The 21781-nt window shown below is 44.9% G+C and carries 28 protein-coding genes; 10 read left to right on the top strand and 18 right to left on the bottom strand.

Annotation, left to right across the window (positions count from 1 at the left end):
• Positions 1 to 22: 22 nt before the first annotated feature.
• Complete coding sequence (gpr, locus tag BLQ44_RS00565) at positions 23 to 1078, bottom strand: GPR endopeptidase (protein WP_245688067.1); 1056 nt, start codon at positions 1076 to 1078, stop codon at positions 23 to 25.
• A gap of 150 nt (positions 1079 to 1228) precedes the next feature.
• Here gpr and rpsT point away from each other — a divergent pair, with 150 nt between their 5' ends.
• Entirely contained in the window at positions 1229 to 1486 is a 258-nt protein-coding gene (rpsT, locus tag BLQ44_RS00560) for a 30S ribosomal protein S20 (RefSeq protein WP_093190747.1), read from the top strand.
• A gap of 78 nt (positions 1487 to 1564) precedes the next feature.
• Here rpsT and holA read toward each other — a convergent pair whose 3' ends face one another.
• Positions 1565 to 2563: a DNA polymerase III subunit delta gene (holA, locus tag BLQ44_RS00555; RefSeq protein ID WP_093191985.1), complete on the bottom strand. Its 999-nt coding sequence runs from the start codon at positions 2561 to 2563 to the stop codon at positions 1565 to 1567.
• Positions 2564 to 2858: 295 nt separating this feature from the next.
• Here holA and BLQ44_RS00550 point away from each other — a divergent pair, with 295 nt between their 5' ends.
• Positions 2859 to 2993 (top strand): YqzM family protein, encoded by a 135-nt coding sequence (locus tag BLQ44_RS00550; RefSeq protein WP_093190745.1) that lies wholly within the window; start codon positions 2859 to 2861, stop codon positions 2991 to 2993.
• 66 nt (positions 2994 to 3059) lie between these two features.
• Here BLQ44_RS00550 and BLQ44_RS00545 read toward each other — a convergent pair whose 3' ends face one another.
• The 11 genes from BLQ44_RS00545 to BLQ44_RS00495 form a co-directional block, all read right to left on the bottom strand.
• Positions 3060 to 5291, bottom strand: coding sequence for a DNA internalization-related competence protein ComEC/Rec2 (locus tag BLQ44_RS00545; protein WP_093190742.1), 2232 nt, complete (start codon positions 5289 to 5291; stop codon positions 3060 to 3062).
• Entirely contained in the window at positions 5288 to 5857 is a 570-nt protein-coding gene (locus BLQ44_RS00540) for a ComE operon protein 2 (protein WP_093190740.1), read from the bottom strand. Before BLQ44_RS00540 ends, BLQ44_RS00545 begins: the two co-directional genes overlap by 4 nt.
• Positions 5858 to 5915: 58 nt before the next feature.
• A complete protein-coding gene (locus BLQ44_RS00535; RefSeq protein ID WP_093190737.1) occupies positions 5916 to 6491 on the bottom strand; it encodes a helix-hairpin-helix domain-containing protein in 576 nt (191 codons plus the stop codon).
• Between the two features lie 173 nt (positions 6492 to 6664).
• A complete protein-coding gene (locus BLQ44_RS00530) occupies positions 6665 to 7387 on the bottom strand; it encodes a class I SAM-dependent DNA methyltransferase (protein ID WP_093190734.1) in 723 nt (240 codons plus the stop codon).
• Positions 7384 to 7740, bottom strand: a complete 357-nt coding sequence (gene rsfS / locus BLQ44_RS00525; protein WP_093190732.1) for a ribosome silencing factor — start codon at positions 7738 to 7740, stop codon at positions 7384 to 7386. The genes BLQ44_RS00530 and rsfS overlap by 4 nt, the downstream gene beginning before the upstream one ends.
• Positions 7733 to 8317: a bis(5'-nucleosyl)-tetraphosphatase (symmetrical) YqeK gene (yqeK, locus tag BLQ44_RS00520; protein ID WP_093190729.1), complete on the bottom strand. Its 585-nt coding sequence runs from the start codon at positions 8315 to 8317 to the stop codon at positions 7733 to 7735. Before yqeK ends, rsfS begins: the two co-directional genes overlap by 8 nt.
• Positions 8307 to 8873 (bottom strand): nicotinate-nucleotide adenylyltransferase, encoded by a 567-nt coding sequence (locus BLQ44_RS00515; protein WP_093190727.1) that lies wholly within the window; start codon positions 8871 to 8873, stop codon positions 8307 to 8309. The genes yqeK and BLQ44_RS00515 overlap by 11 nt, the downstream gene beginning before the upstream one ends.
• A gap of 14 nt (positions 8874 to 8887) precedes the next feature.
• Complete coding sequence (gene yhbY / locus BLQ44_RS00510) at positions 8888 to 9178, bottom strand: ribosome assembly RNA-binding protein YhbY (protein WP_093190724.1); 291 nt, start codon at positions 9176 to 9178, stop codon at positions 8888 to 8890.
• Positions 9179 to 9184: 6 nt separating this feature from the next.
• Positions 9185 to 10015: a shikimate dehydrogenase gene (aroE, locus tag BLQ44_RS00505; RefSeq protein ID WP_093190722.1), complete on the bottom strand. Its 831-nt coding sequence runs from the start codon at positions 10013 to 10015 to the stop codon at positions 9185 to 9187.
• A gap of 16 nt (positions 10016 to 10031) precedes the next feature.
• On the bottom strand, positions 10032 to 11132 hold the full coding sequence (gene yqeH, locus BLQ44_RS00500) for a ribosome biogenesis GTPase YqeH (protein WP_176757378.1): 1101 nt from the start codon (positions 11130 to 11132) through the stop codon (positions 10032 to 10034).
• 16 nt (positions 11133 to 11148) lie between these two features.
• Positions 11149 to 11652 (bottom strand): YqeG family HAD IIIA-type phosphatase, encoded by a 504-nt coding sequence (locus BLQ44_RS00495; protein WP_093190717.1) that lies wholly within the window; start codon positions 11650 to 11652, stop codon positions 11149 to 11151.
• Positions 11653 to 11932: 280 nt separating this feature from the next.
• Between BLQ44_RS00495 and BLQ44_RS00490 the strand changes: the two genes are divergently transcribed.
• The 8 genes from BLQ44_RS00490 (at position 11933) to sigK (ending at position 18392) form a co-directional block, all read left to right on the top strand.
• Positions 11933 to 12073, top strand: coding sequence for a sporulation histidine kinase inhibitor Sda (locus tag BLQ44_RS00490; RefSeq protein ID WP_093190714.1), 141 nt, complete (start codon positions 11933 to 11935; stop codon positions 12071 to 12073).
• A gap of 185 nt (positions 12074 to 12258) precedes the next feature.
• Positions 12259 to 14586 (top strand): hydrogen gas-evolving membrane-bound hydrogenase subunit E, encoded by a 2328-nt coding sequence (mbhE, locus tag BLQ44_RS00485; protein ID WP_093190712.1) that lies wholly within the window; start codon positions 12259 to 12261, stop codon positions 14584 to 14586.
• A gap of 2 nt (positions 14587 to 14588) precedes the next feature.
• Complete coding sequence (locus BLQ44_RS00480; protein ID WP_093190709.1) at positions 14589 to 14927, top strand: Na(+)/H(+) antiporter subunit C; 339 nt, start codon at positions 14589 to 14591, stop codon at positions 14925 to 14927.
• A complete protein-coding gene (locus BLQ44_RS00475) occupies positions 14920 to 16404 on the top strand; it encodes a Na+/H+ antiporter subunit D (RefSeq protein WP_093190707.1) in 1485 nt (494 codons plus the stop codon). The genes BLQ44_RS00480 and BLQ44_RS00475 overlap by 8 nt, the downstream gene beginning before the upstream one ends.
• A gap of 5 nt (positions 16405 to 16409) precedes the next feature.
• Positions 16410 to 16886: a Na+/H+ antiporter subunit E gene (locus tag BLQ44_RS00470; RefSeq protein WP_093190704.1), complete on the top strand. Its 477-nt coding sequence runs from the start codon at positions 16410 to 16412 to the stop codon at positions 16884 to 16886.
• Positions 16886 to 17197: a Na(+)/H(+) antiporter subunit F1 gene (locus tag BLQ44_RS00465; protein WP_093190702.1), complete on the top strand. Its 312-nt coding sequence runs from the start codon at positions 16886 to 16888 to the stop codon at positions 17195 to 17197. The genes BLQ44_RS00470 and BLQ44_RS00465 overlap by 1 nt, the downstream gene beginning before the upstream one ends.
• Complete coding sequence (gene mnhG / locus BLQ44_RS00460; protein ID WP_093190699.1) at positions 17178 to 17537, top strand: monovalent cation/H(+) antiporter subunit G; 360 nt, start codon at positions 17178 to 17180, stop codon at positions 17535 to 17537. The genes BLQ44_RS00465 and mnhG overlap by 20 nt, the downstream gene beginning before the upstream one ends.
• 156 nt (positions 17538 to 17693) lie before the next feature.
• The gene (gene sigK, locus BLQ44_RS00455; protein ID WP_093190696.1) at positions 17694 to 18392 is read left to right on the top strand and encodes an RNA polymerase sporulation sigma factor SigK; all 699 of its coding nucleotides are present in this window, start codon (positions 17694 to 17696) and stop codon (positions 18390 to 18392) included.
• Between the two features lie 37 nt (positions 18393 to 18429).
• Here the strand turns inward: sigK and mtnN are convergent, their stop codons facing one another.
• From mtnN to BLQ44_RS00430, 5 genes are all read right to left on the bottom strand, one after another.
• On the bottom strand, positions 18430 to 19110 hold the full coding sequence (mtnN, locus tag BLQ44_RS00450) for a 5'-methylthioadenosine/S-adenosylhomocysteine nucleosidase (RefSeq protein WP_093190693.1): 681 nt from the start codon (positions 19108 to 19110) through the stop codon (positions 18430 to 18432).
• A gap of 20 nt (positions 19111 to 19130) precedes the next feature.
• Complete coding sequence (locus tag BLQ44_RS00445) at positions 19131 to 19778, bottom strand: YrrS family protein (RefSeq protein WP_093190691.1); 648 nt, start codon at positions 19776 to 19778, stop codon at positions 19131 to 19133.
• Between the two features lie 82 nt (positions 19779 to 19860).
• Positions 19861 to 20337 (bottom strand): transcription elongation factor GreA, encoded by a 477-nt coding sequence (gene greA, locus BLQ44_RS00440; protein WP_093190688.1) that lies wholly within the window; start codon positions 20335 to 20337, stop codon positions 19861 to 19863.
• A 94-nt stretch (positions 20338 to 20431) separates the two neighbouring features.
• On the bottom strand, positions 20432 to 21076 hold the full coding sequence (gene udk / locus BLQ44_RS00435) for a uridine kinase (protein WP_093190686.1): 645 nt from the start codon (positions 21074 to 21076) through the stop codon (positions 20432 to 20434).
• Positions 21077 to 21100: 24 nt separating this feature from the next.
• A complete protein-coding gene (locus tag BLQ44_RS00430) occupies positions 21101 to 21739 on the bottom strand; it encodes an O-methyltransferase (protein WP_093190683.1) in 639 nt (212 codons plus the stop codon).
• Positions 21740 to 21781 lie beyond the last annotated feature (42 nt).

Genomic DNA, 21781 nt, shown 5'->3' with positions numbered 1-21781 from the left:
GCTGATAGAAAAGCTTGTAGAACTAACGATATGCCTCCCCTTCTCCGCTGGCTACCGCAGGATGAAGAGCTTCATTCAAGGAAGATGCAAGTACGAGAGACATATCTCTGATAAACCCATCCGCCTCTTTCGGGGAAACGATGAAATTGTGCCCAAGGGGCGTGAGCACTTCTTTCAGAAGACTTGTCTTCTCTTCCATGGAAAGGGTCCCGACCATCCCCAGGACCGATCGCCTCTTCGATTCATCAGGCAGAGCCGCGTCCTCAAGATTCGACCTCTTGAAAGGATTCGATGCCACATCCAGGATATTCGAAGGACGATCCTTTTCTTCCCAGTGCTTCTGGAAATGTTTAAGTAGATAATCGATCGTGTCGCTTGTGATCGTCACTGCATCTACTACCGTCGGCACCCCTATAGAGAAAACAGGTATGCCATAGGCTTCTTTACTGATTTCTTCCCTCTTATTATTCACCCCGGAACCAGGGTGGATACCTGTATTCGTCAACTGGATCGCTCCGTTTACGCGGCTGAGAGACCGGGAAGCCAGGGCATCAATGACAATAAGGAAGTCCGGGTCGGTTTCTTTCACGACTCCATGGATGATGTCACTCGTCTCCATTCCGGTCACTCCCATTACTCCCGGAGCAAAAGCGGAGACGGACCTGTAGCCGTTTGCCACCTGTTCATATTCGAGTTCAAATAAATGACTGGTGACGAGTACTTCTTCCATAACAAACGGACCTAAAGCATCCGGGGTTACCATATGGTTACCAAGCCCGATCAATAACCCACGCGCATCTTCACCTATACCTTCTTCTACGAGCAATTGCCTGAGAACAGAAGCTGTAACAGTCGTAAGCTTTCGCTGCATCGCCGTATCCTGCTTTCTGATGGCTTCTGATTCCAGCGTTACATACGTCCCCGGCTTCCTGTTCATTCGTTCTTCCGCTTCTGCAGTAATCCTTATTTCCGTTTTATCGATGCCTTCCACTTGATCCGAATCGAGCGTCACTCCTCGGATCGCTTCCTGGTTCACTTCCGGTTGTTCTACAGCTAAATCGGTACGAATCCCTTCCACCAAATCACCCTTTTTTCTCTATCTTTGTACTGGTTGTTTCTTTTTATGCGTGAAGCGTATGAATATCATTGAAATACGCTTCGTGCTCTGATACAATGTCTCTTGTTCGAAAGCAATTCTGCTACTTGTTTTTACCTAGGAGGTGAAAAAATGGCTAACCTAAAACAATCCAAAAAGCGTGTACGTGTCAACGAAGAAGCTCGCGAACTGAACGCAGCTTTCAAATCTGACATGCGTACAGCTATTAAACGTGTAGAGAAACTTGCAGCAAGCAATGATCAAAACGCGGGTGAAGCGCTTACTGCAGCGGTTCAGAAAATTGATAAGGCCGTAAAACGTGGGGCAATCCATGAAAATAACGGAAACCGTAAAAAATCCCGTTTGACAAAACTTGTACAAAACGCATAACTGGTTCTCTTTTATGACCAACAAACGATCCGTCTGCCGGGTCGTTTTTATTATGCAAAAAAAGTGCACCTCCTACCCCTAGGATGGTGCACTTTTCGGAGAACCTGCGATGATTTCATAAAGCATCATTTCGAAAGCAAGCTCTTTTTCCATCGTACCGCTCTTCATATGGCTATCCGTCTCCGACAAACTGAGCATGATATGATCAAGCATTTCCTGGGAGAATTTTTTCTCCCGCTGACCTGCAAGCTTCAATACGTAGGGATGAGCTTTGATATAACTTTTCATGTGGTTCTCTGTATATCCTTTACGCTTCAGGATCTTCACCTGCGAAATCATTCTGAACTGGGAGGCGAGGAGAGCGATGAGGGCGATAGGCTCTTCATTCATCCGGAGCAACTCCTTATAAATGGTCATAGCCTTGGAAAGGTCCCGCTCAATGACTGCATCCACAAGTTTCAAGCCGGAAGTGTCGAGCGAAGAAGACAACAATTCTTCTGCTATGTCTCTCGTGATGTAGTCGTTCTCCGCATATAGCTTTAATTTTTCTAGTTCACTTCTCAAAACCGAAAGATTGGTTCCTACGGACTGGATGACAAGTTCTTCTACCCCCGGGGCAAGTTCGATCTTCAGTTCCCTCGCCACCTTTTGCACCCACTCTTCCATATTCCATTCCTTTACGGAAGAGAATGATTGGACTTTCGCTTTTTTCTTCAGTTCTTTCATCACTTTCTTACGTTCATCCACCTTCTCATAAGGAATGATCAGAATAATCGTCGTATAAGGAGCCGGGTCATTTATGTAAGATAAAAACCTATCGACATCATGCTCTATATCCGTTTTAGGTGGTTTAGAGAGGAGGAAAATCGGATTCTCCGCGACAATAAGTTTGTTCTCGCCCAAAAACGGCAGCGTTTCAGCATCTGCGACTACATCCTCGATCGGAGTGTCTTCGAGATTGTACGTACTGTAATTGAATTCACGCTCTTCTTCTGTCGTTTCACTTCTGATTATTTTTTCCTTTTCCTGCTGGATCAGATATCTCTCTTCTCCGTATAATACATGTATCTTTCCCATTTTCCTGAAAACCTCACTCATTGAAAGGCGGCGCCCTTGTGGTGTATCTGCATACAGATATAGTCTTCATTTTAAGAAGTAATGCTGCACCTGTCAAAAACAAGGACGCCGATTTTATATAAACGCCCCATTCTTTGAAGCCCGGGTTCTTAAAGAAGAGGCGATGTTCTTATCCCTATCTTCACCCTAAACCGGTGACTTTATCGATGTTAATTCCTGCTTCCTTATTTCAACATTAGTCTGGATTTTTTCGTATGTTTCTTTTATACTTGGTATTGATATAGGAGGGTGAGTCATGAACGAATTCAAAAAAGAAATTCAGACGAAAACCAATGATATCATCGATTCTGGCCTCGGATTTGTTTTTTCTTTCGGTTTCTTCTTCGTTATATTCTTTATCGGAACCATCTTCTCCGTACTCGGGCAATAATCGATGGCAAAAAAGGCTGCTTATGCAGTCTTTTTTTGAGGAAATATTCACCTGCCACTCCGTCTGCTAGGGGCCCATGAACCCTTTCTTTTCCAACAGTCGATCATCGTAGAAGGTAATGGAAACTGCCCCATGCAGGTCCGTTCTCCAAACTTCCGTTCCATAAGAGGCCAGTCGATCCAGCACCTCTCCATGCGGATGGCCGTAACGATTATCCCGGCCCGCCGAAATCACTCCGACGTCTGGGCGGAAGGCATCCATGAATGCATCCGAGGTCGACGTTATGCTTCCATGATGAGCCACTTTCAAGAAGTCGACGGTCAGATCTGGGTAATTTATCGCCACTTCTTTCTCCACTTCTGAAGAGATATCCCCCGTAAACAGCCAGCGCTTCCCACCGAGTTCTGTATAAATGATCAACGAGTCATCGTTCTTATCCTCCAGATCCCTCTCCGGACCGAGAATATCGAAAGCATAGCCCCCGATTTCATAGCGATCTCCTCCACTCAACCGACTCGCTTTTCCATCATATTCTCTTTCATCATATGCTGAGATGAACAGTGAATCCAAGGCATCTTTCTCAACAAGTCGGGGAACGCTCCCATTATGATCGGTATCGTTATGAGTAATAAAAAGAGCATCCACCCCGGCGATCCCTCTTGATTTCAAAAAAGGAAGAATGACCGTATCCGCGATTTTTTCCTTATTCTCCTGAAACACCGGGGGACCTGCTGCGTCTATCATGATGACCCCTTTACGAAAGGGAAGTTCAATGACTGCACTATCTCCCTGGCCTACATCGAGGAATGTGACTGTACCTGTTCCACTCAGGTATGGAAGAGCACTATACGTCGCCAGCACGGATACCAGAGCAACCCCGGAGACAAAGCTATTCCTTTTGTTTTCATTCACCAGGAAGATCATCATAAGGAAAAAACATATATAGTAGGGAAGAAACCACGTATACGGAAAGATCCCTGTGATCCATTGAATATTCAAAGCTCCTCCGACATTCACAACTGTATCCATGACCATCGTATGCATTCCTGCTCCAAGTCGTGAAATCCATTCATAAACAAAAGCTGGTAAAAGAAACACCGAAAGTAGAAGCAGAAAAATAAACGGGATGAATACGATTGTAAAATAGGGAACAAGAATCAAATTGAAAAATACGGATAGAGGACTGAATTGATAAAAGTAATGCAATTGCAGAGGCAGAATCGCTAATTGAGCAATAAAGCTCACTCTGAGGGAAATGATCCAGGGATTCGTATCTTTGCTGAGAAGAGGGGATGAAAGAAGCAGACTGAACGTTACTGCAAACGAAAACTGGAAACCCGGGTGATGAAGTATGTCCGGATTCATGAAAAGAAGCAGGAAGGCCACGAGAGATAACAGATCCGTCATGGAAGATCTGATCTTCAAAGCGGACAACCCCACCAGAAAAATCGCCATAAGAGATGCCCTCATTACAGATGGAGCTGCCCCTGCTACAAAAGCGAAGAGCGGTAGCGTGAGAAAAACGAGCACCCTTACCTGGGAAGAGGTTACGAGACCCGTACGGTAAAACACCGTGTAAATCATCCCCGCAAATAACCCTACGTGCAATCCGGATATGGCGAGGATGTGCGACATTCCCAGTTCCCGAAAAAGATCCGACACCTCGTCTTTCAGACCTTGCTGATCTCCAAATACCAGAGCATTGATCCAGGGATTCAGGGAAGTATCGCTTTTGTCCATAATTGTATCGATGAGCATGCTTCTCTGTTCATAAAACGTTTGTTTCCAGGAAGATCCTTCACAGAAGATATCTTCTCTCTTTTCGATTATGAATTGGCCCTCCACTCCCTGGTTCTTCATGAAGGTTGCAAAATCAAATTGACCTTCATTCGTAGCTACAGGAAATTCTTGATGCTCCGCCATCAGTTTGCAACGGGCTCCAACTTCAAGTCCAGTGAAAAAGGAATCCTCCCCGTAGTCAACAAAATGGATGACCTGATATTCGAGATGTTCTGATGTTTGGATCGGAAAAGATGCTACCCTTCCATTTTGGACAGCAGGAGAGAGAATCTCTCCGTAAAAAGGGGGATCGGACGGAACAGAAGGGACTTCAGAAGGACTATAGACATATACACCTAAAAAGAAACCGAGTAATAAAAGGGGGAAGAGAAATCGAAGTTTCGTGAAGAAGAGAAACCAAAGTAAACACAAAGCAAATAAGGCCCAGGAATCAGGGGCATGAGCATAGATGGCCCCCGCGAGAAATGAAAGAAGAGGAAAATGGAGTTTCCCCTTCATGACCTTGAGGTAATACGGCCATTCTCCAGCTGTTCCAATTTTCGTTTGAAGTCTTCATATTGAGGATCATCATGGGTTTTCAACCGCTCGAGCATGTCTTCCATGATAGACTGTTCTTCTTCGGATTCCTTGATTCTTACGGTGGACGGTACTTTCTCAGCAGATACTCCTGCCTGCTTCAATATTTCCACAGCATAAGGATGGTTTTTGTAGTCTTCACTGTAATAGACCGAACGGATTCCGGCCTGAATAATGGCTTTCGTGCAATGAACGCATGGAAAGTGGGTCACATATATTTCCGCACCTTCTGTCGCCACTCCGAACTTGGCGCATTGCAAAAGTGCATTCATCTCTGCATGGATCGTTCTGATACAGTGACCGTCTACGACATAACACCCCTCATCAATACAATGGACGCCACCTGTTACACTACCATTGTAACCTCCGGCGATCATCCGTTTATCTCTCACTATAACTGCACCGACGGCCAGGCGCTCACAAGTGCTTCTCGATTTAAGCAAATGAGCCTGAGCCATAAAATATTGATCCCACGCAATTCTAGACATACCTATCACATCCTTTCTAAAAAGTTTAGCTAGTACACCCAAGAAAAGTCAACCCGCTTCAGGGGATCTGAATGTCCTCTCTCATATTCTCTAACGTCTTCTCCCCGATTCCGCTAACCTCGAGAAGATCTTCCATCTCTTTGAACATTCCGTTCTCTTCCCTGTAAGCGATGATCGCTTCCGCTTTTGAAGGTCCTATCCCGTTGATCACAGTGATCTCTTCCAGGGTCGCATGGTTGATCCTGACTTTGTCGGACGTGGCTTCCCCTGAAGTTCCACCTTCCGTAACTTGCAAGAAAGACACGAGCACGACCATTTCATCTTCTATTTTTTGTGCAAGATTCACACTCGTCTCATCCGCATCGTCGGTGAACCCTCCAGCTAGCGAAACGATTTCATGGACCCTCATATTCGGAGTACCTTCATAAATACCCGGGCGATGAACCGCCCCCTTTATATCTACGACTACCTGCTCCGTTTTTGTTGAAGAAGTCTCCATCTTCGGTTCCCTCACCAAAGGGTGCTCTTCCTGAAGCGTTACCGTCCCTTCTTCGTTCGAAGCCGACTGGAACACGACTATTGCGACTACAAGACCAACGATTCCGAGAAACCAATATTTCTTTATATAGTACATACCTTTCCCTCCGTCTGGTTACTCACCGGAAAGAAAACGATTCGTCATGGGGGGGCAAGTGAAGGAAAGATGATGGAGGCATTTAAAAAAAGGGGGGATGGAGATACATAAATATATTCGACATCTCCCGTCATTTTCCTTCTTTTCCCTATACAAAAAAAGGTGTGAGAGCCTCACACCTTCTGACATACAAAAAATATTCTGTCTCCCTCTGTTCCTTCCTCCAAAGAGAAATCACTATGGACAGAAGCGATACGAAAGCCGTTTTGTACCAGCAGTCTGCTGATTTCTTCAAGACTATAAATACGCTGCTGGTGTTCTTCATCAAAGCGCTGATACCTTTGGCCGTCTTCGGTGAAGAACGTCAGATCATGAGTCAGCAAATCTCCGTCCCTGTCACAGAACCAGATGTAGCTGAGATCATCGTATACTTCAGCAAACGTCTCTCCAGCCAAGTGCTCCAGGGCATACGACGGAGATTGGACATCGAAAACGAAGAGTCCCTCACCCTTTAGGGCCTGTGACGTATGACGGAACATGGAGGCGAGGCCATCAGAATCTGTAATGTAATTGACGACGTCACAGAAACTGATGACCGCATCATACCCGGAGAAACCTTGCAGGTCCGTGATATCCTGCTGAATCCATTGAATCGAAGTATTCCGTTTCGAAGCCGCAATGCTCAGCATTTCAGGTGATAAATCCACCCCCGTCATCCGGTAACCCGACTCCGCCAGGCGGTGTGTGATTTCACCGGTGCCACACCCCAGTTCCAGGACATTCACAGTTTGCGTCTGCTCACGCTCCAGGACCTTTCGGAAAAAAGTTTCCCATTCTTCGTACGGGGCATCTTTCATTAGCCGATCGTACACCTCAGCTAAGTGTTCATAACTCATGAATTTGCGATTCCTTCATAAGGCAATGTGTCAGCATCGCCCCACAGTTTCTCAAGGTTATAGTGGTGACGTTCGTCTTTATGGAAAATATGGCAGACTACATCGTCCAAGTCTACAAGAATCCAACGAGCCGATTTCTCACCTTCCACCCGTTTAACCTCGATTCCCTGTTTTTCTGCCTGTTCTTTCACTTCTTTTGCAATGGCCTGGACTTGTCTTTCATTTGAACCGTCGCAGATGAGGAAATAATCGGTGATCAGAGATACCCCTTCCATATCGAGAACGACGATATCATTCGCGCGTTTGTTATCACAAGCCTGTGCTGCAATTTTCACTAGTTCTTTACTATCCATTCTCTTCCTCCTGTTTCTTCTGTAATGAATTGTACGCATGAAACGTATCTGGATAAATAGTCTGATTCTTACTCATAAGAAAACGTATCGTATTATCGAGTGCATATAAGCACGCTTTATCAAGATCTTCTTCTGACAGTCTTCTCGCCTTTTCTACGCCGGGGAAGTCCCGTCCCGGCTCGATATAGTCAGCAAGAAATAAGATCTTATCATAAATGGACATGATAGCATTCCCTGTTGTGTGAGAAGCGATAGCCGCCTGGACACTTCGGTCTAGGGGACCCCATTCTTTTTCAAGCATCTTCACACCGACAGGACCGTGCCAGAGGACCGGTGAATAGTTAAGTAGATCTTTCGGCAAATCCACGCTTCCTTCAATCCACCGACACATTTCTTCTTCCGGGCGGTACTTGGCATAGTCATGCAACATCCCCGCCACTTCAATGTTGCGGGCGTCTCCACCGAATCTCTCGGCCAACTCGTGAGCCGTATCCGTCACACGTACCGTGTGATCGAATCTTTCTTCGGTCAGATGGGGTCGGACGAAGCGTTTAAGTTCTTCTCTACTAGTATCCATATAATCCCTTCCTTTGAATATAAGAATAAACCGGTTCCGGAACCATATACCGCACGGTCTTCCCGTTTTCGAGACGGTGACGAACTTCACTGGAAGATATTTCAAGAAGAGGAATCTCCACTGTGGATAAAGGATACGATGTTTCAAGTGTATCTCCAGGTCGATTCACTCCTATAAATGAAACCTCTTCTATCAACTCGTCGATTCGGTGCCATTTCCCGAGAGAAGCTACCATGTCTCCGCCTATGATGAACGAAAATCGGTGATCAGGGTGATTATTCTTCAAATCCCGTACCGTTTGCAAAGTATAGGATTTACCCTCACGCTTCAATTCTACATCGGTAACGTTGAATGAATCGTTGGATGCTGTTGCTTCTTTTACCATTCGGTATCGATCTTCACTGCTTACTGATGCATTTTTTTTATGAGGAGGGATGTGAGAAGGAACGAACCAGATTTCATCCAGCTCCTTCGCCTCTCTTACACATTCCGCTACGACCATATGGCCGATATGAAGCGGATCGAATGTACCCCCGAAAAGACCAATGTGTTTCATTCAGCTTCTCTCCTTCAGGGAAGCTCGATTTCTTTGTGCTCATCCGATTCCCTATAAAGAATGATAGTTCCACCAATAACCTGGACAACCTCAGCCCCGGTATCCGCTACGATTTCCTCTGCAGCGCCTTTAGGGTCTTCCATGGAATTCTGAAGAATGCTTATTTTAATCAATTCTCTTTTTTCAAGAGCTTCGCTTATTTGCACAACCATGTTGCTGTTGACGCCGCCTTTTCCGATTTGAAAAATCGGCTGTACATTATGGGATAATTTACGTAAATGCTTTTTCTGTTTGCTCGTTAACATCATTTCTCACCTTTCCAATTTCGATTCCATACCACGGATCAATTCCTGTGGTGCCAACTTCTCTCCGGTCCATAGCTCAAATGCATAGGCCGCTTGATACAATAGCATCAAGTGACCATAATGGATCCGCGCTCCTTGTTCCTCTGCCCGAATAAGGAATTGTGTTTTCAACGGCTTATACACTATGTCACTGAATAGTGCTCCCTGTTTCACGTTACGAATCTCAATAGGGATCTCCCCGTCATTGGGTGACATCCCTACAGAAGTCGTTTGGATGACCCAGTCATAGATTTCGAGTTGTTCTGAAGCTTCGTTCAGGGATACACTCTCTCCCCTGCTCGATTCTGGAAGGTCCTCAAGAAGCTCGATAGCTTTTTGTGAGGTACGGTTCGCAACATCTATAGTCAGAGACAGTTCGCTTAATGCAAAAGCCACGCCTCTTGCAGCACCTCCGCTACCGATGATCAACACTCGCGAAGAGGACGACGGAACATCAGGATAGATGGAATTCACTGACTCAAGGTATCCTGCCCCATCTGTGTTGTATCCTCTCCACTTCCCATTCGTCACTACTACCGTATTTACAGCGCCAAGCTTCCTGGCCTTTTCTTCTATACTATCCAGGTAAGGGATAATCTTTCTTTTGAACGGGACCGTTATATTGAAACCGTCTATATCTTCGCCTTTCAGTTGATTGATTTCCGCATCAAACTGTTCAGGATCAAGTTCCATTAATTTGTACTGTCCCTCCACTCCGGTCTGTTCCATGAAATTCTCATGGAGCCATGGAGATAACGAATGTCCGAGCGGAGAACCGATCAATCCCAAGTGTAACATGTGCCTCCCCCTTTGCTTAAATAAGAGATTCTCTGATAGAGATCTTCACTTTCTTCGGTGCATGGATGTGGATTGTGACATCACCTTCGGGTATCATGACCCATCCAAGCCCTGATATGACGACGTCATGTTTGCCTTCCGGAATTTTCAGCGTTTGTCGCTCCCATTCCGGCATTTTATCGAGCGTTTTTTCATCAGGAGGTGTGAGCATCTCTCCGATTTTCGTCTCTGCAAGTTCATCTGCTTTCTCCAGCTTTGTGCGGTGGAGTGGAATTCTGTTTGATAAATAACAGACGAAGGAAGAGTGATTTCCTTTCACAAAGTCCATCCGTGCCAGCCCTCCGAAGAACAAGGTCTGTCCTTCGTTCAATTGATAGGTTTTGGGTTTGATTTCCTTTTGCGGCGTAATCAATTTCAGATCCTCGTCCGAAACATAATGGGCCAGCTGGTGACGCTGGATGACACCTGGCGTATCGAACAGAGAGCTCGAATCATCAAGCGGGATATCGATGAACCCTAACGTAGTACCGGGGAAGTAAGATGTAGTTATAGCATTTTTCACACCGGCGGATCGATCGATCAAAGCATTGATGAACGTCGACTTTCCTACGTTGGTCGTACCTACAACGTACACATCCTTTCCTTTCCGATTCGATTCGATTGACTCCGCCAACCGGTCGATCCCTTCATTCTTTGCCGCAGAAATCAAATAGACATCCTCGACGTTCAAGCCGGCTTGCTTCGCTTCTCTTCGCAACCATTTCTCCAATTTATTGTGATTCACCGACTTCGGAAGCACATCCGTCTTGTTCCCTACGAGCAGCACCGGGTTATTGCCGGTCAGTCTGTTCATACCAGGAATCAGGCTTCCGTTGAAATCGAAAATATCAACAAGCTGTACAATCAGACTGTCTGTATCACTGATCTGGTGCAGCATCTCGAGAAAATCATCATCGTCGTAATTAACATCCTGAACTTCATTGTAGTGCTTCAATCGAAAACACCGTTTGCAAATGACTGTTTCCCGTTCCAGGGCGGATGCCGGGGCATACCCTGCAGCCTCGGGATCCTTTGTCTGTATTTCCGCTCCGCACCCCATACAGGTCAATGTATCCATACTAATTCTCTCCTCTCTAAATCTTTCCTTTTCGTTTTAACCGTTTTTTAATAAGGTTTTCGATTTTTCTGTTTATCCTCGTCCAGAAACCATCCGTCTCCACAATAGGAGTCACTAACACAGTATAGTAACCCGCAAGGTTTCCACCAAGTACGTCGGTCAAAAGTTGATCTCCTACGACTATAATCTCCTCTTTTTTCAGCCCCATCCCTTTGCGGGCTTTCTGGAAGGCCAGGGCTAGAGGTTTTCGTGCACTATGGATAAAAGATTTATCCAGTGGTTCTGAAAATAATTTCACCCGGTTCTCATTATTATTCGAAGCGATCACTATCTCGATGCCCGCTTCCCCCATTTTCCGGAACCATTCGATGATCTCCTCCGGTGCATCCGGTTCATCCCAGGCTACGAGGGTATTATCAAGATCTGTAATAATACCTTTGATATTTCTTTCCTTCAGTTCCTCAGGTTTTATCTCGAGAACATTATTCGCATGTCGATTCGGTGTAAAGACATTCAGCACGGACTTCTCACTCCTCGTTCAGTAAATATGCCTTCTCAATCATATACAAAAATTCTCCGAGGTTCAAAGTGCTTTTTCCCCTGAGAATCGTTCATCAAATATCGACGTAATTTTTTGTGGATATCTTTATACACATCAGAAGGCATGTCCAGGACTCGTTTTCTTATATTTTATACACAAATTGTTAACACTCTCTGTAGATAACTACCCTATTGTACACTACATGTAACTCTTGTACAGTACGTAATGTACCTATTAATGGACAAGAGGTGAAACAAATATGGATCATCTTAGTGACCAGGCACTCATAAACACTTACCACCACGCCCGCAGACTTCAGCTTTCGGAGGATTTCCTCAGACTTCTGGAAGAAGAGATCTACGTAAGGGCCCTATCCTCCCTCCACTCAGAAGCCGGATAATCATTTTTTTCATAAAAATATTCTCCCTTCTCACCATCGGTCTCTTCCTATTTATATAAATTCAGCTCATTCCCCGTAGGATTAGTGATGACGGAGGAAGATTAGTTGAATAATCATCCTGTTTTTGATTACAATTGAGGAGACATTATAAAATTGGACGATTGATTGAGGGAGGCACCTTTTAGATGATACTAGCTGTATTATTACCATTCATCATTGCTATTTTCATCCCTTTCCTGAGTAAATGGAAAGATAAATTTCACACAGGCATTGTGGTAACACTTGTACCACTTGTTATATTCACTTATTTCGCCAGATTTCTCGGCACAGATTTCGAACCCGTAACCAGAAGCTACCGCTGGATTCCTTCCCTTGATATGAATATGGTTTTTCATTTGGATGGACTAAGTCTTCTATTCGTTATGCTCATTTCAGGAATCGGAACACTTGTAGCTTTTTATTCCATCTATTATTTACATAAATCAGAAAAGCTCGGTCATTTCTACGTATATTTTCTGATTTTCATGGGGTCTATGCTCGGTGTCGTATTATCCGATAATATTTATGTGCTGTACAGCTTCTGGGAGTTCACGTCACTTTCCTCCTTCCTGCTGATCGGCTATTGGAACCATAAACATGGATCGAGATATGGAGCACTCAAATCGATGCTGATCACTGTATTCGGTGGTCTGAGTCTATTGGGTGCCCTTGTATTCATGCACACCATCACCGGTACGACGAGTATCCAGGAAATGATCGCGAATAACGAAGCGATTCTGAATCATGAATTCTTCCCGCTGATTCTATCTCTGTTGTTGCTTGGGGCTTTTACGAAGTCAGCCCAGTTTCCATTCCACATCTGGCTGCCGGATGCCATGGAAGCACCTACACCGGTCAGTGCTTATTTGCATTCCGCTACCATGGTCAAAGCAGGCATATTTCTCGTTGCCCGCTTTTCCCCGATGATGTCCGCGTCTGACTGGTACTTTATCATCGTTTCTTCTTTCGGTATCGTCACATTGTGCTGGGGTTCGTATATGGCTGTAAGACAGACAGATCTGAAAGGGATTCTTGCCTTCTCGACGATCAGTCAGCTCGGAATGATCATGGCAATGATCGGATTCGGAACGAAAGTCGCTATATTTGCGGCGGTTTTCCATATCTTGAACCATGCAACCTTCAAAGGAAGTCTCTTCATGATTGCGGGTATCGTCGATCACGAAACAGGGACGAGAGATATACGCAAGCTTGGAGGCTTGATGAACTATCTTCCGATGACGGCGACGCTGGCTATGTTCGGCGTATTTTCGATGGCAGGCTTCCCTTTGCCATTCCTGAACGGTTTCTATAGTAAGGAAATGTTTTTCAATGCAAGTCTGGACCTGAGTGCCACCGAAGGGATCGCCGCTTTTCTGACGAGCGCTATTCCTTACCTCGCTGTGTTCGGAAGTATATTCACGTTCGTCTATTCGATGTATTTCTTCTTCGGTACCTTCCGAGGAAAAGCGAATATCGATCAATTGCCGAAGAAGCCTCATGAAGCACCTGTAGGGATGCTGATCTCCCCTGCTGTACTCGTGCTGCTTGTGGTCGCCATCGGGCTGTTTCCATTCATCATTAATGAGCCCTTCATCAGCCATGCCGCAAGTGCTGTGTACGGCGGTGAAGCGATGAAAGAGATCTATTTCTGGCATGGGTTCAACCTGCCATTCATCATGTCTCTGACCGTGATTGCTTTCGGTACGATTCTTGCTCTTACCATACCAAGGTGGAAAACGGTATACAATTTCGTTCCTGGTGTCTTGAGCATGAACAAAGTTTATGATTTCACGGTAGATAAATCCGTCGTCTTTTCTTCTAAAGTGAACAAAAGTTATATGACGGGTTCTCTGGCTCTTTATATGAAACTTATTCTCATCACGATCGTCGGAGTCAGCTTCACGCTGTTCTTTATGACCGGAGGATTCGCCCTTGAGTTATCGAACCTGGCTCCTGTTACGACGATAGAAATCATTGTAGCCTTGACGATGGCTATTGCAGCCTTCGGCACTATTTTCACTAATAACCGGATCGCTGCTATCCTCATTCTGGGAGTGGTCGGGTACGGGCTGGCGATGCTATTCATCATTTACCGCGCCCCGGACCTCGCGCTTACCCAGTTGATTGTTGAAACAGTGACTGTCGCTCTGTTCCTGCTGGTGTTCTATCACTTGCCGAACCTTACGGACAGAGGAGAGACCGGGCGAGGGAAACTCATCAATTGGCTCGTATCGATCGGATTCGGTCTTTTGATTACAACAGTCGCCATTTCATCCCACAGCAGTAAATGGTTCGACGTCATCTCGAGTTACTTCGTGGATAACTCTTATAAACTAGGGGGCGGTGACAACATCGTCAACGTCATCCTTGTAGACATGCGTGGCCTTGATACATTATTTGAAATTGCAGTACTGGGTCTTGCGGCTATGGCCATCTACAGTCTGATCAAAATAAAGAATAAGAAGGAGGAATAAGAATGGAAATCATCATGTCCGTGCTCGCCGGTATCCTTTTTATGACCGGCGTCTACAACCTCCTCCAAAAACAATTGTTACGTATTGTCATCGGTACAGCCCTCGTATCACACGGGGCTCACTTGACGATTCTGACGATGGGTAAACTGAAGGACGGTGCCCCTCCGATCCTGACGGAAGGGGTCGAAAATTATACCGACCCTCTTCCTCAGGCTCTGATTCTTACATCCATAGTAATCAGTTTCGGGGTAACCAGTCTTTTGCTCGTCCTTGCTTACCGGGCATCAAAAATCAATCACACAGACAATATGGACCAACTGAGGGGTAACGACTATGAGTAACTTAGCAGTATTGCCTATAGCCCTGCCATTTCTGGCAGGTATTATTGTAGCTTTCTTTCATAAAAAACTGGTAGCCGCAAGGATTTTTGCACTCATTGCAACAGTCATTCACCTGGCCGTCACCATTATGATTTTACTGCAGGTAAATGGAAACGGTTCTTACGTATTGGAACTCGGTAACTGGAAAGCACCATATGGAATCGTTCTCGTAGCAGACCCCTTATCTGCTCTTCTGGTAATGACAACAGCGATCATAGGGGTAGCAGCTGTCATCTATGCTCCTAAATCCCTTTCAAAGATACAAGAAGAGTTCTACTTCTACAGCTTCTTCTTTCTCTTGATTTCCGGAGTGAGCGGCGCATTTTTGACAGGAGACCTTTTCAACCTGTTCGTATTCTTCGAAGTCCTTCTGATGGCTTCTTACGGACTTATCGTGCTCGGAAATGGAAAGGCTCAATTGAGGGAATCCTTGAAGTATATCCTGATCAATCTATTCTCTTCTATGCTATTTGTCACAACGATCGCATTCCTGTATTCGGTCGTGGGTACCGTGAACATGGCGCAGGCTGCTGAAAGAGTCGGTGAAGTGGAACAGCAGGGCATTTTGACTACCATTGCGATTTTACTGTTCTTCGTATTCGCTACGAAAGCGGCTGTATTTCCGCTCTACTATTGGTTGCCAAATTCCTATACTGTTCCTAACGCGGTCGTTTCAGCATTATTTGGGGCGCTTCTCACGAAAGTGGGCGTGTATTCCATTCTAAGGACATTCACCCTCATCTTTAATCACGAGGTGCCACTTACCCATACATTATTCATTTACCTGGCCATCTTTACGATGATATTCGGAGTAATAGGGGCCCTATCTACGAATAACGTCAAACTGATCATTGCTTACAACATTATACCTGCCGTCGGCTTCATGCTCATGGGAATCGGTATATTCACGGAAACAGCCATCGCAGGATCGATCTATTATCTCGTACACGACATGATTATCAAAGCAGTTCTTTTCCTCCTTATAGGAGCGATCATATACGCTGCCGGTACCTCTGACCTGAACAAGATGGGTGGAATGATCCATCACTTCCCGGTTCTCGGCTGGATGTTCTTCCTTTCCACCCTGGTTCTGGCAGGAATTCCTCCTTTCAGCGGATTCATAGGTAAATTGCTGTTGATTCAGGGAGGTCTTGAACAGGAAGAGATTCTCGTCGTTCTTGCAGCCCTGATCTCGAGCCTCGGAATTCTCTTTTCCATGATCCGTATCTTCATCAAAGGTTTCTGGGGAGAACCTGATATAATGAAGATACCTGAACAGAAGCCGTCCATGTCTCTGATGGTCTGGCCCATCGGGTTACTGTTGACACTTTCTGTTGTTCTTGGAGTAGGAGCGGAATGGTTTTACCCAAGTATCGAATCGATCGCCCAGTACGTAATGAACCCTGAAATCTATATCGAATCTGTACTGAAGGAGTAACGTCTATGCCATTTCAAATTGTATTGAACATCATTATTGCGATCATGTGGATGTTCCTCAGTGAAAGTTATTCATTCACTACGTTTGTCGTCGGGTACATTCTTGGTATCTTTCTCCTCTTTGTTATGAGAAGGTTCATCAATGAACCATTTTATCTCCATAAAGTCTGGAAGGTGCTTTTGCTTGTTCTGCTTTTCCTGAGGGAATTGATCGTATCTTCCATCGATGTTGTGAAGTTCGTTTATAAAAAGGACCTGGACAACCGCCCGGGCATCTTCGCCCTCCCTCTCGAGGTGGAAGGTAACTGGGAAATAACCATCCTTGCCAATCTCATCTCTCTTACGCCGGGAACGCTCTCCCTGGCCGTGAGTGATGATCAACAGACACTTTATATTCATGCGATGGACATTCCTGATATCGAAACATCCATCAATGAAATCAAAGAAACGTTCGAAAAAGCGATTATGGAGGTGACCCGCTGATGGAAAGCGCACTTGAAATTACAAGGATGCTGATAGACATCGCTACCCAAATTGCTATCGTCGTGGTCGGTATCTCCATTTTCCTCCTCCTTTACCGGGTCATCAAAGGACCTACGAACCCTGACAGGGCCGTAGCACTTGATGTCATGGGAATCACCTTGATGGCTCTTGCCGGTCTGGTCACGATCATCGTCGTAACCACCCGATTGAATGATGTCGTGTTGCTGATAGGTATTTTGCTATTCATCGGAACGATCGCCCTGGCGAAATTCATAGAAAAGGGTGTTATCATTGAGCGGAACATGGATTAATTTGCTGTTTGACATTCTGATTATATTTTTCTTACTCTCAGGTACCTTCTTCGTCCTGTCAGGAGCACTTGGAGTCGTGCGTTTCAAGAATGTCTACTTACGTCTTCACGCTGCCACAAAAAGCTCGACTCTCGGCGTTGCAGGATTGATGCTGGGTGCTTTTCTTTTCATGCTTACAGAACACGGCATCATCAGTGGGAAACTCCTGCTAGGTATCCTGTTCGTACTTATAACAGCTCCCGTTTCTGCTCATATGATTGGACGGGCTGCTTATAAAAGCGACGTTCCCCTTTCTAAGGAAGCGGTCCGGGATGATTATAAGAAAACCTTCAACAAGTGAGAAATGAATATTTCTAAAATATACCTCCGAACATCCAGTTCGGAGGTATTCTATATTAAAGGGAATGAATTTATGGGCGTACAGGCACTTTTGACGATCTCCTCTCATAAGCTTACATCATAGGCAACTGACTATAAGACGAGGAGGTGCGAACCGATGAGTTCTCTTTTTACATTATGGTATATATGGAAACACTGCATTCTCTTTATAGCATATATCAAAAACCAAACGTTCCCTCCCCCCCTCTCCAAGGAGAAAGAGCAACATTATCTAGCCCTTCTCGAAAATGACGACAAGGAAGCACGCGATATCCTGATTGAACATAACTTGCGACTTGTCGCTCATATCGTCAAGAAATTCGAAAATACGAAAGAAGATACGGAAGACTTGATCTCCATCGGTACGATAGGACTTATCAAAGGAATTGAAAGTTATTCCTCTGGGAAAGGCACGAAGCTTGCGACCTACGCGGCAAGATGTATTGAAAACGAAATTCTGATGCACCTTCGCTCCAAAAAGAAAACGAGAAAGGATATTTCTCTTCAGGACCCGATCGGTCATGACAAAGAAGGAAATGAACTTCAGCTGATGGATATCCTCGAGGCGGATACGGAAGATATAACGGAACAAATCCAAAGAATGATGGATATCGAAGACATGCAGAAGTATCTCACTCTGCTGACTGCCAGAGAGAAAGAAATCATCGTTCATCGATACGGCCTGAATAATAGTAAGGAACACACACAAAAAGATATCGCATCCAAGCTCAATATCTCCAGAAGTTACGTATCCCGTATCGAAAAGCGGGCTCTTCTGAAGATTTTCCAGGAGTTTTATAAGAGAACAAAAAAGTAGAGCTCTTCTTCCCATAAAGGAAGTAGAGCTCTACTTTTTATACTACGGCTTTGATCAATTCTGTCGCATTCCACGCTGCTTTTTCCAGGAATTCGTCGAATGATACCGACGATTCTTTGCCCGCTATATCAGAGAGGGCACGGATGACGACAAAAGGCGTCCCATATTTATAACAGACTTGAGCGACTGCTGCCGCTTCCATTTCCACCGCCAATAAGTCAGGGAAAAGACTTCGTACATGAGCGATCCGTTCTTCTTCCTGCATGAAGGAATCACCGGAAGCGATGATACCTTTCTTCCCGTTCACATCGAACTCCTCAAGTGCCTGGAAGGCTTTCTCTTTGAGGGACTTATCTGCAGGGTACATCTCAGGCATTCCGGGTACCTGTCCGTGGACGTAATCGAATGCAGTGACATCCACATCATGATGAAGGACCGCTTCAGACACTACGATATCACCCACTTCGAGTGTCTGATCAAATCCGCCGGCAGACCCAGTATTAATTACATACTCGATATCAAATTGTTCATGCAGAATCGTCGTGGACATTGCTGCATTCACTTTTCCTATACCTGAGAGCAAAAGTACCACACTTTTGCCATTGAGTGTACCTTTCGTGAAGGTTTGCCCTGCCACTACACGTTCTTCTTCAATAGTCATCGTTTCTTTCAAATAAGCGATTTCCTGATCCATCGCTCCGATAATTCCTATAGTCATCCCAAAGCTCCTTTATTCCATCAATTGTACGGGTTATCTTTCAAAATCTCTAACTGGACCGGCTTATAGCCTTCTTTTTTCTGCCACTCGACTTGTACACGGTAGATGTTCTCCTGAGAACTGTCTGAAACCACCGCAGAAGCAAGTTGAGGACCGCCACCATTCTCGATTCTCCAGGTGATCATGTCATCCTCTTTCAGCTCCGTAGCCACTGAGACAGCCTGGATGATTTCGTTCCAGTCTGTCGACCCTCTATCAAACGATACTGTATGGCGCCCCTCGGTGTTCTGTTCCGTTTTAATCGTATCCCAGTCTTTCTTCACGACCCTACTCACGTTCTCATCCGAGCTTCCTTCTATGACATATTCTTCGTCTTCGGACTTTTCTTCCTCTGTTTCATCTTCATTAGAAGTCTCGCTATCTTCTTTTGGAGAAGTTTCATCCTTTTGTTCGAGATCCTCATCAGAATCGACCGCTTCTTCGGATTCTTCCTCTGAGGCCTTATCTATGCCTTTGCTCACAGGTGGTTCATCATTACCGATGACACTGTTTCCTGCCCATAATAACAGAAGAGCAATGACGATACCTGAAAGCAGGGAAAGAAGCTTCTTGTTCTTTCTTTTCTCTTTCCTCCTGCTTACTCTTGATTTGTTTTCCTGATCTGCCATTGGTTCACCCTCCTCACTCTGTATTATACAACTGGACGTTTACTAATGGAAATAGCAAAAAAGCAGGAAACTTAATTCCTGCTTATGATACGGCTATAATTTTGACTTCAAGGTCTCCGGCAGGCGTCTGGACCGTCACCTTATCTCCGATTTCTTTACCAAGGAGGCTTTTCGCCATCGGAGAATCATTGGAAATCTTTCCTTCAAATGGATCCGCTTCTGCGCTACCCACGATCGTGTACTCTTCCTCATCCCCTTCAGGAATCTCCTGGAACTTCACGGTTTTCCCGAGTGTTACAACATCCGGGTTATCCGAATCGTTTTCTATGATTACGGCATTTCTGAGCATATTTTCAATTTGCTGGATCCGACTTTCGACGAAAGCCTGCTCATCTTTCGCAGCATCGTATTCGGAGTTCTCAGAAAGGTCCCCGAAACCACGTGCTATTTTGATACGCTCTACTACTTCTTTTCTTTTCTCAGTTTTCAGTTCGTGCAGTTCTTGTTCTAGGTTATCTTTACCTTCTTCTGTCATATAAAAACTTTTTTCTTCTGCCATTTCATTACACCCCTCGTAACATGTTCAAATACAGGTCAATCTCTCTATACTTTATCAAAATGTGGCAAACAGTCAAATAATTTCCTCACACTTCCTAAGATTCAGAGAACAATCCTCTTTCCCGCAGAATCGTCTGTATCTTCGTAGCCATGATATCAATCGCTACGTGGTTTTGCCCACCTTCAGGAATAATGATATCTGCATATCTTTTCGTCGGTTCTACAAATTGCAGATGCATCGGTCGTACGACATTGGTATACTGCTCGATCACTGAATCAAGCGTTCTCCCACGCTCATTGATATCTCTCAGAAGCCTCCTGATGATCCGGACATCGGCATCTGTATCAACAAATACTTTGATATCCATGAGATCACGCAGTTTCTCATCCTCAAGAATCAGAATACCCTCAAGAATGATGACATCCTTTGCATCCACGTGGATCGTTTCATCAGAACGCGTATGCATTTTGTAGTCGTATACGGGTTTTTCCACTGACTCCCTGTTCAAAAGTTGCTTAAGATGATCAATAAGAAGGTCATTGTCAAAAGCTAAAGGATGGTCATAGTTTGTATTCAGCCTTTCTTCAAAAGGAAGATGAGACTGATCTTTGTAGTAATAATCCTGCTCGATCATCAGAATAGAATGTTCTGTGAATTGCTGAATGATTGATTTCGTCACGCTGGTTTTTCCGGACCCGGATCCTCCAGCTACTCCGATTACAATTGGTTTATCCCTCATAGAAAAACCGTTCCCCTCTCTGTTTCATTGATCCTTTGCTACAGTTATAGCTACTCCATCTCCTATCGGCACAATCGAAGTTTCATATCCCTCAAGACCGGTGAGCCATTCATTGAAAGCCCGGATTTTTGCAGCTATTTTATTCATCCGTCCATCATGTTCATCCGGATCGGCCACCAGATTCTTGAAAAGTACATTATCCGATAAGATCAGTGCGTCCGGATGAAGCATAGGTGCATAGATTTCAAAAAACTTCTGATACTGCCCTTTCGCAGCATCAATGAATAATACATCAAAAGGTCCTTCTTTCGCTACCAGGTCCCGGACTTCGAGCGCATCCCCGTGATAAAAATGAAGTCTGTCTCCACATCCTGACCTTTCAGCATTCCTGACAGCTTCCTCGTACCTCTCCCGGTCTCTTTCAATAGAAACGATATGAGAAGAAGGATGAGCATCAGCCATCTGGATAGCTGAATATCCGATAGCTGTTCCGATTTCAAGAACCCTGGCAGGCTTTTTGATCCGCATCAGCTGTTTGATGAAATGCATAGACTCTTTTTCCATAATAGGTATGCGGTTGAGCTCTGCGAATTGTTCCATGTCCCCTATATTTTCTTTCGAATCCGGAAGGAGCATCCGAAGATAATCCGTTTCCTTTTTCATAGACATCTTCCTCTTTTTAATCTTCTTGTCCATTTACAACTT

The organism is Salimicrobium halophilum (assembly GCF_900100295.1).
Taxonomy (GTDB): Bacteria; Bacillota; Bacilli; order Bacillales; family Halobacillaceae; genus Salimicrobium; species Salimicrobium halophilum.
The sequence above is the reverse complement of the archived record's forward strand: the minus strand, read 5'-3'. Positions and strand labels throughout refer to the sequence as shown.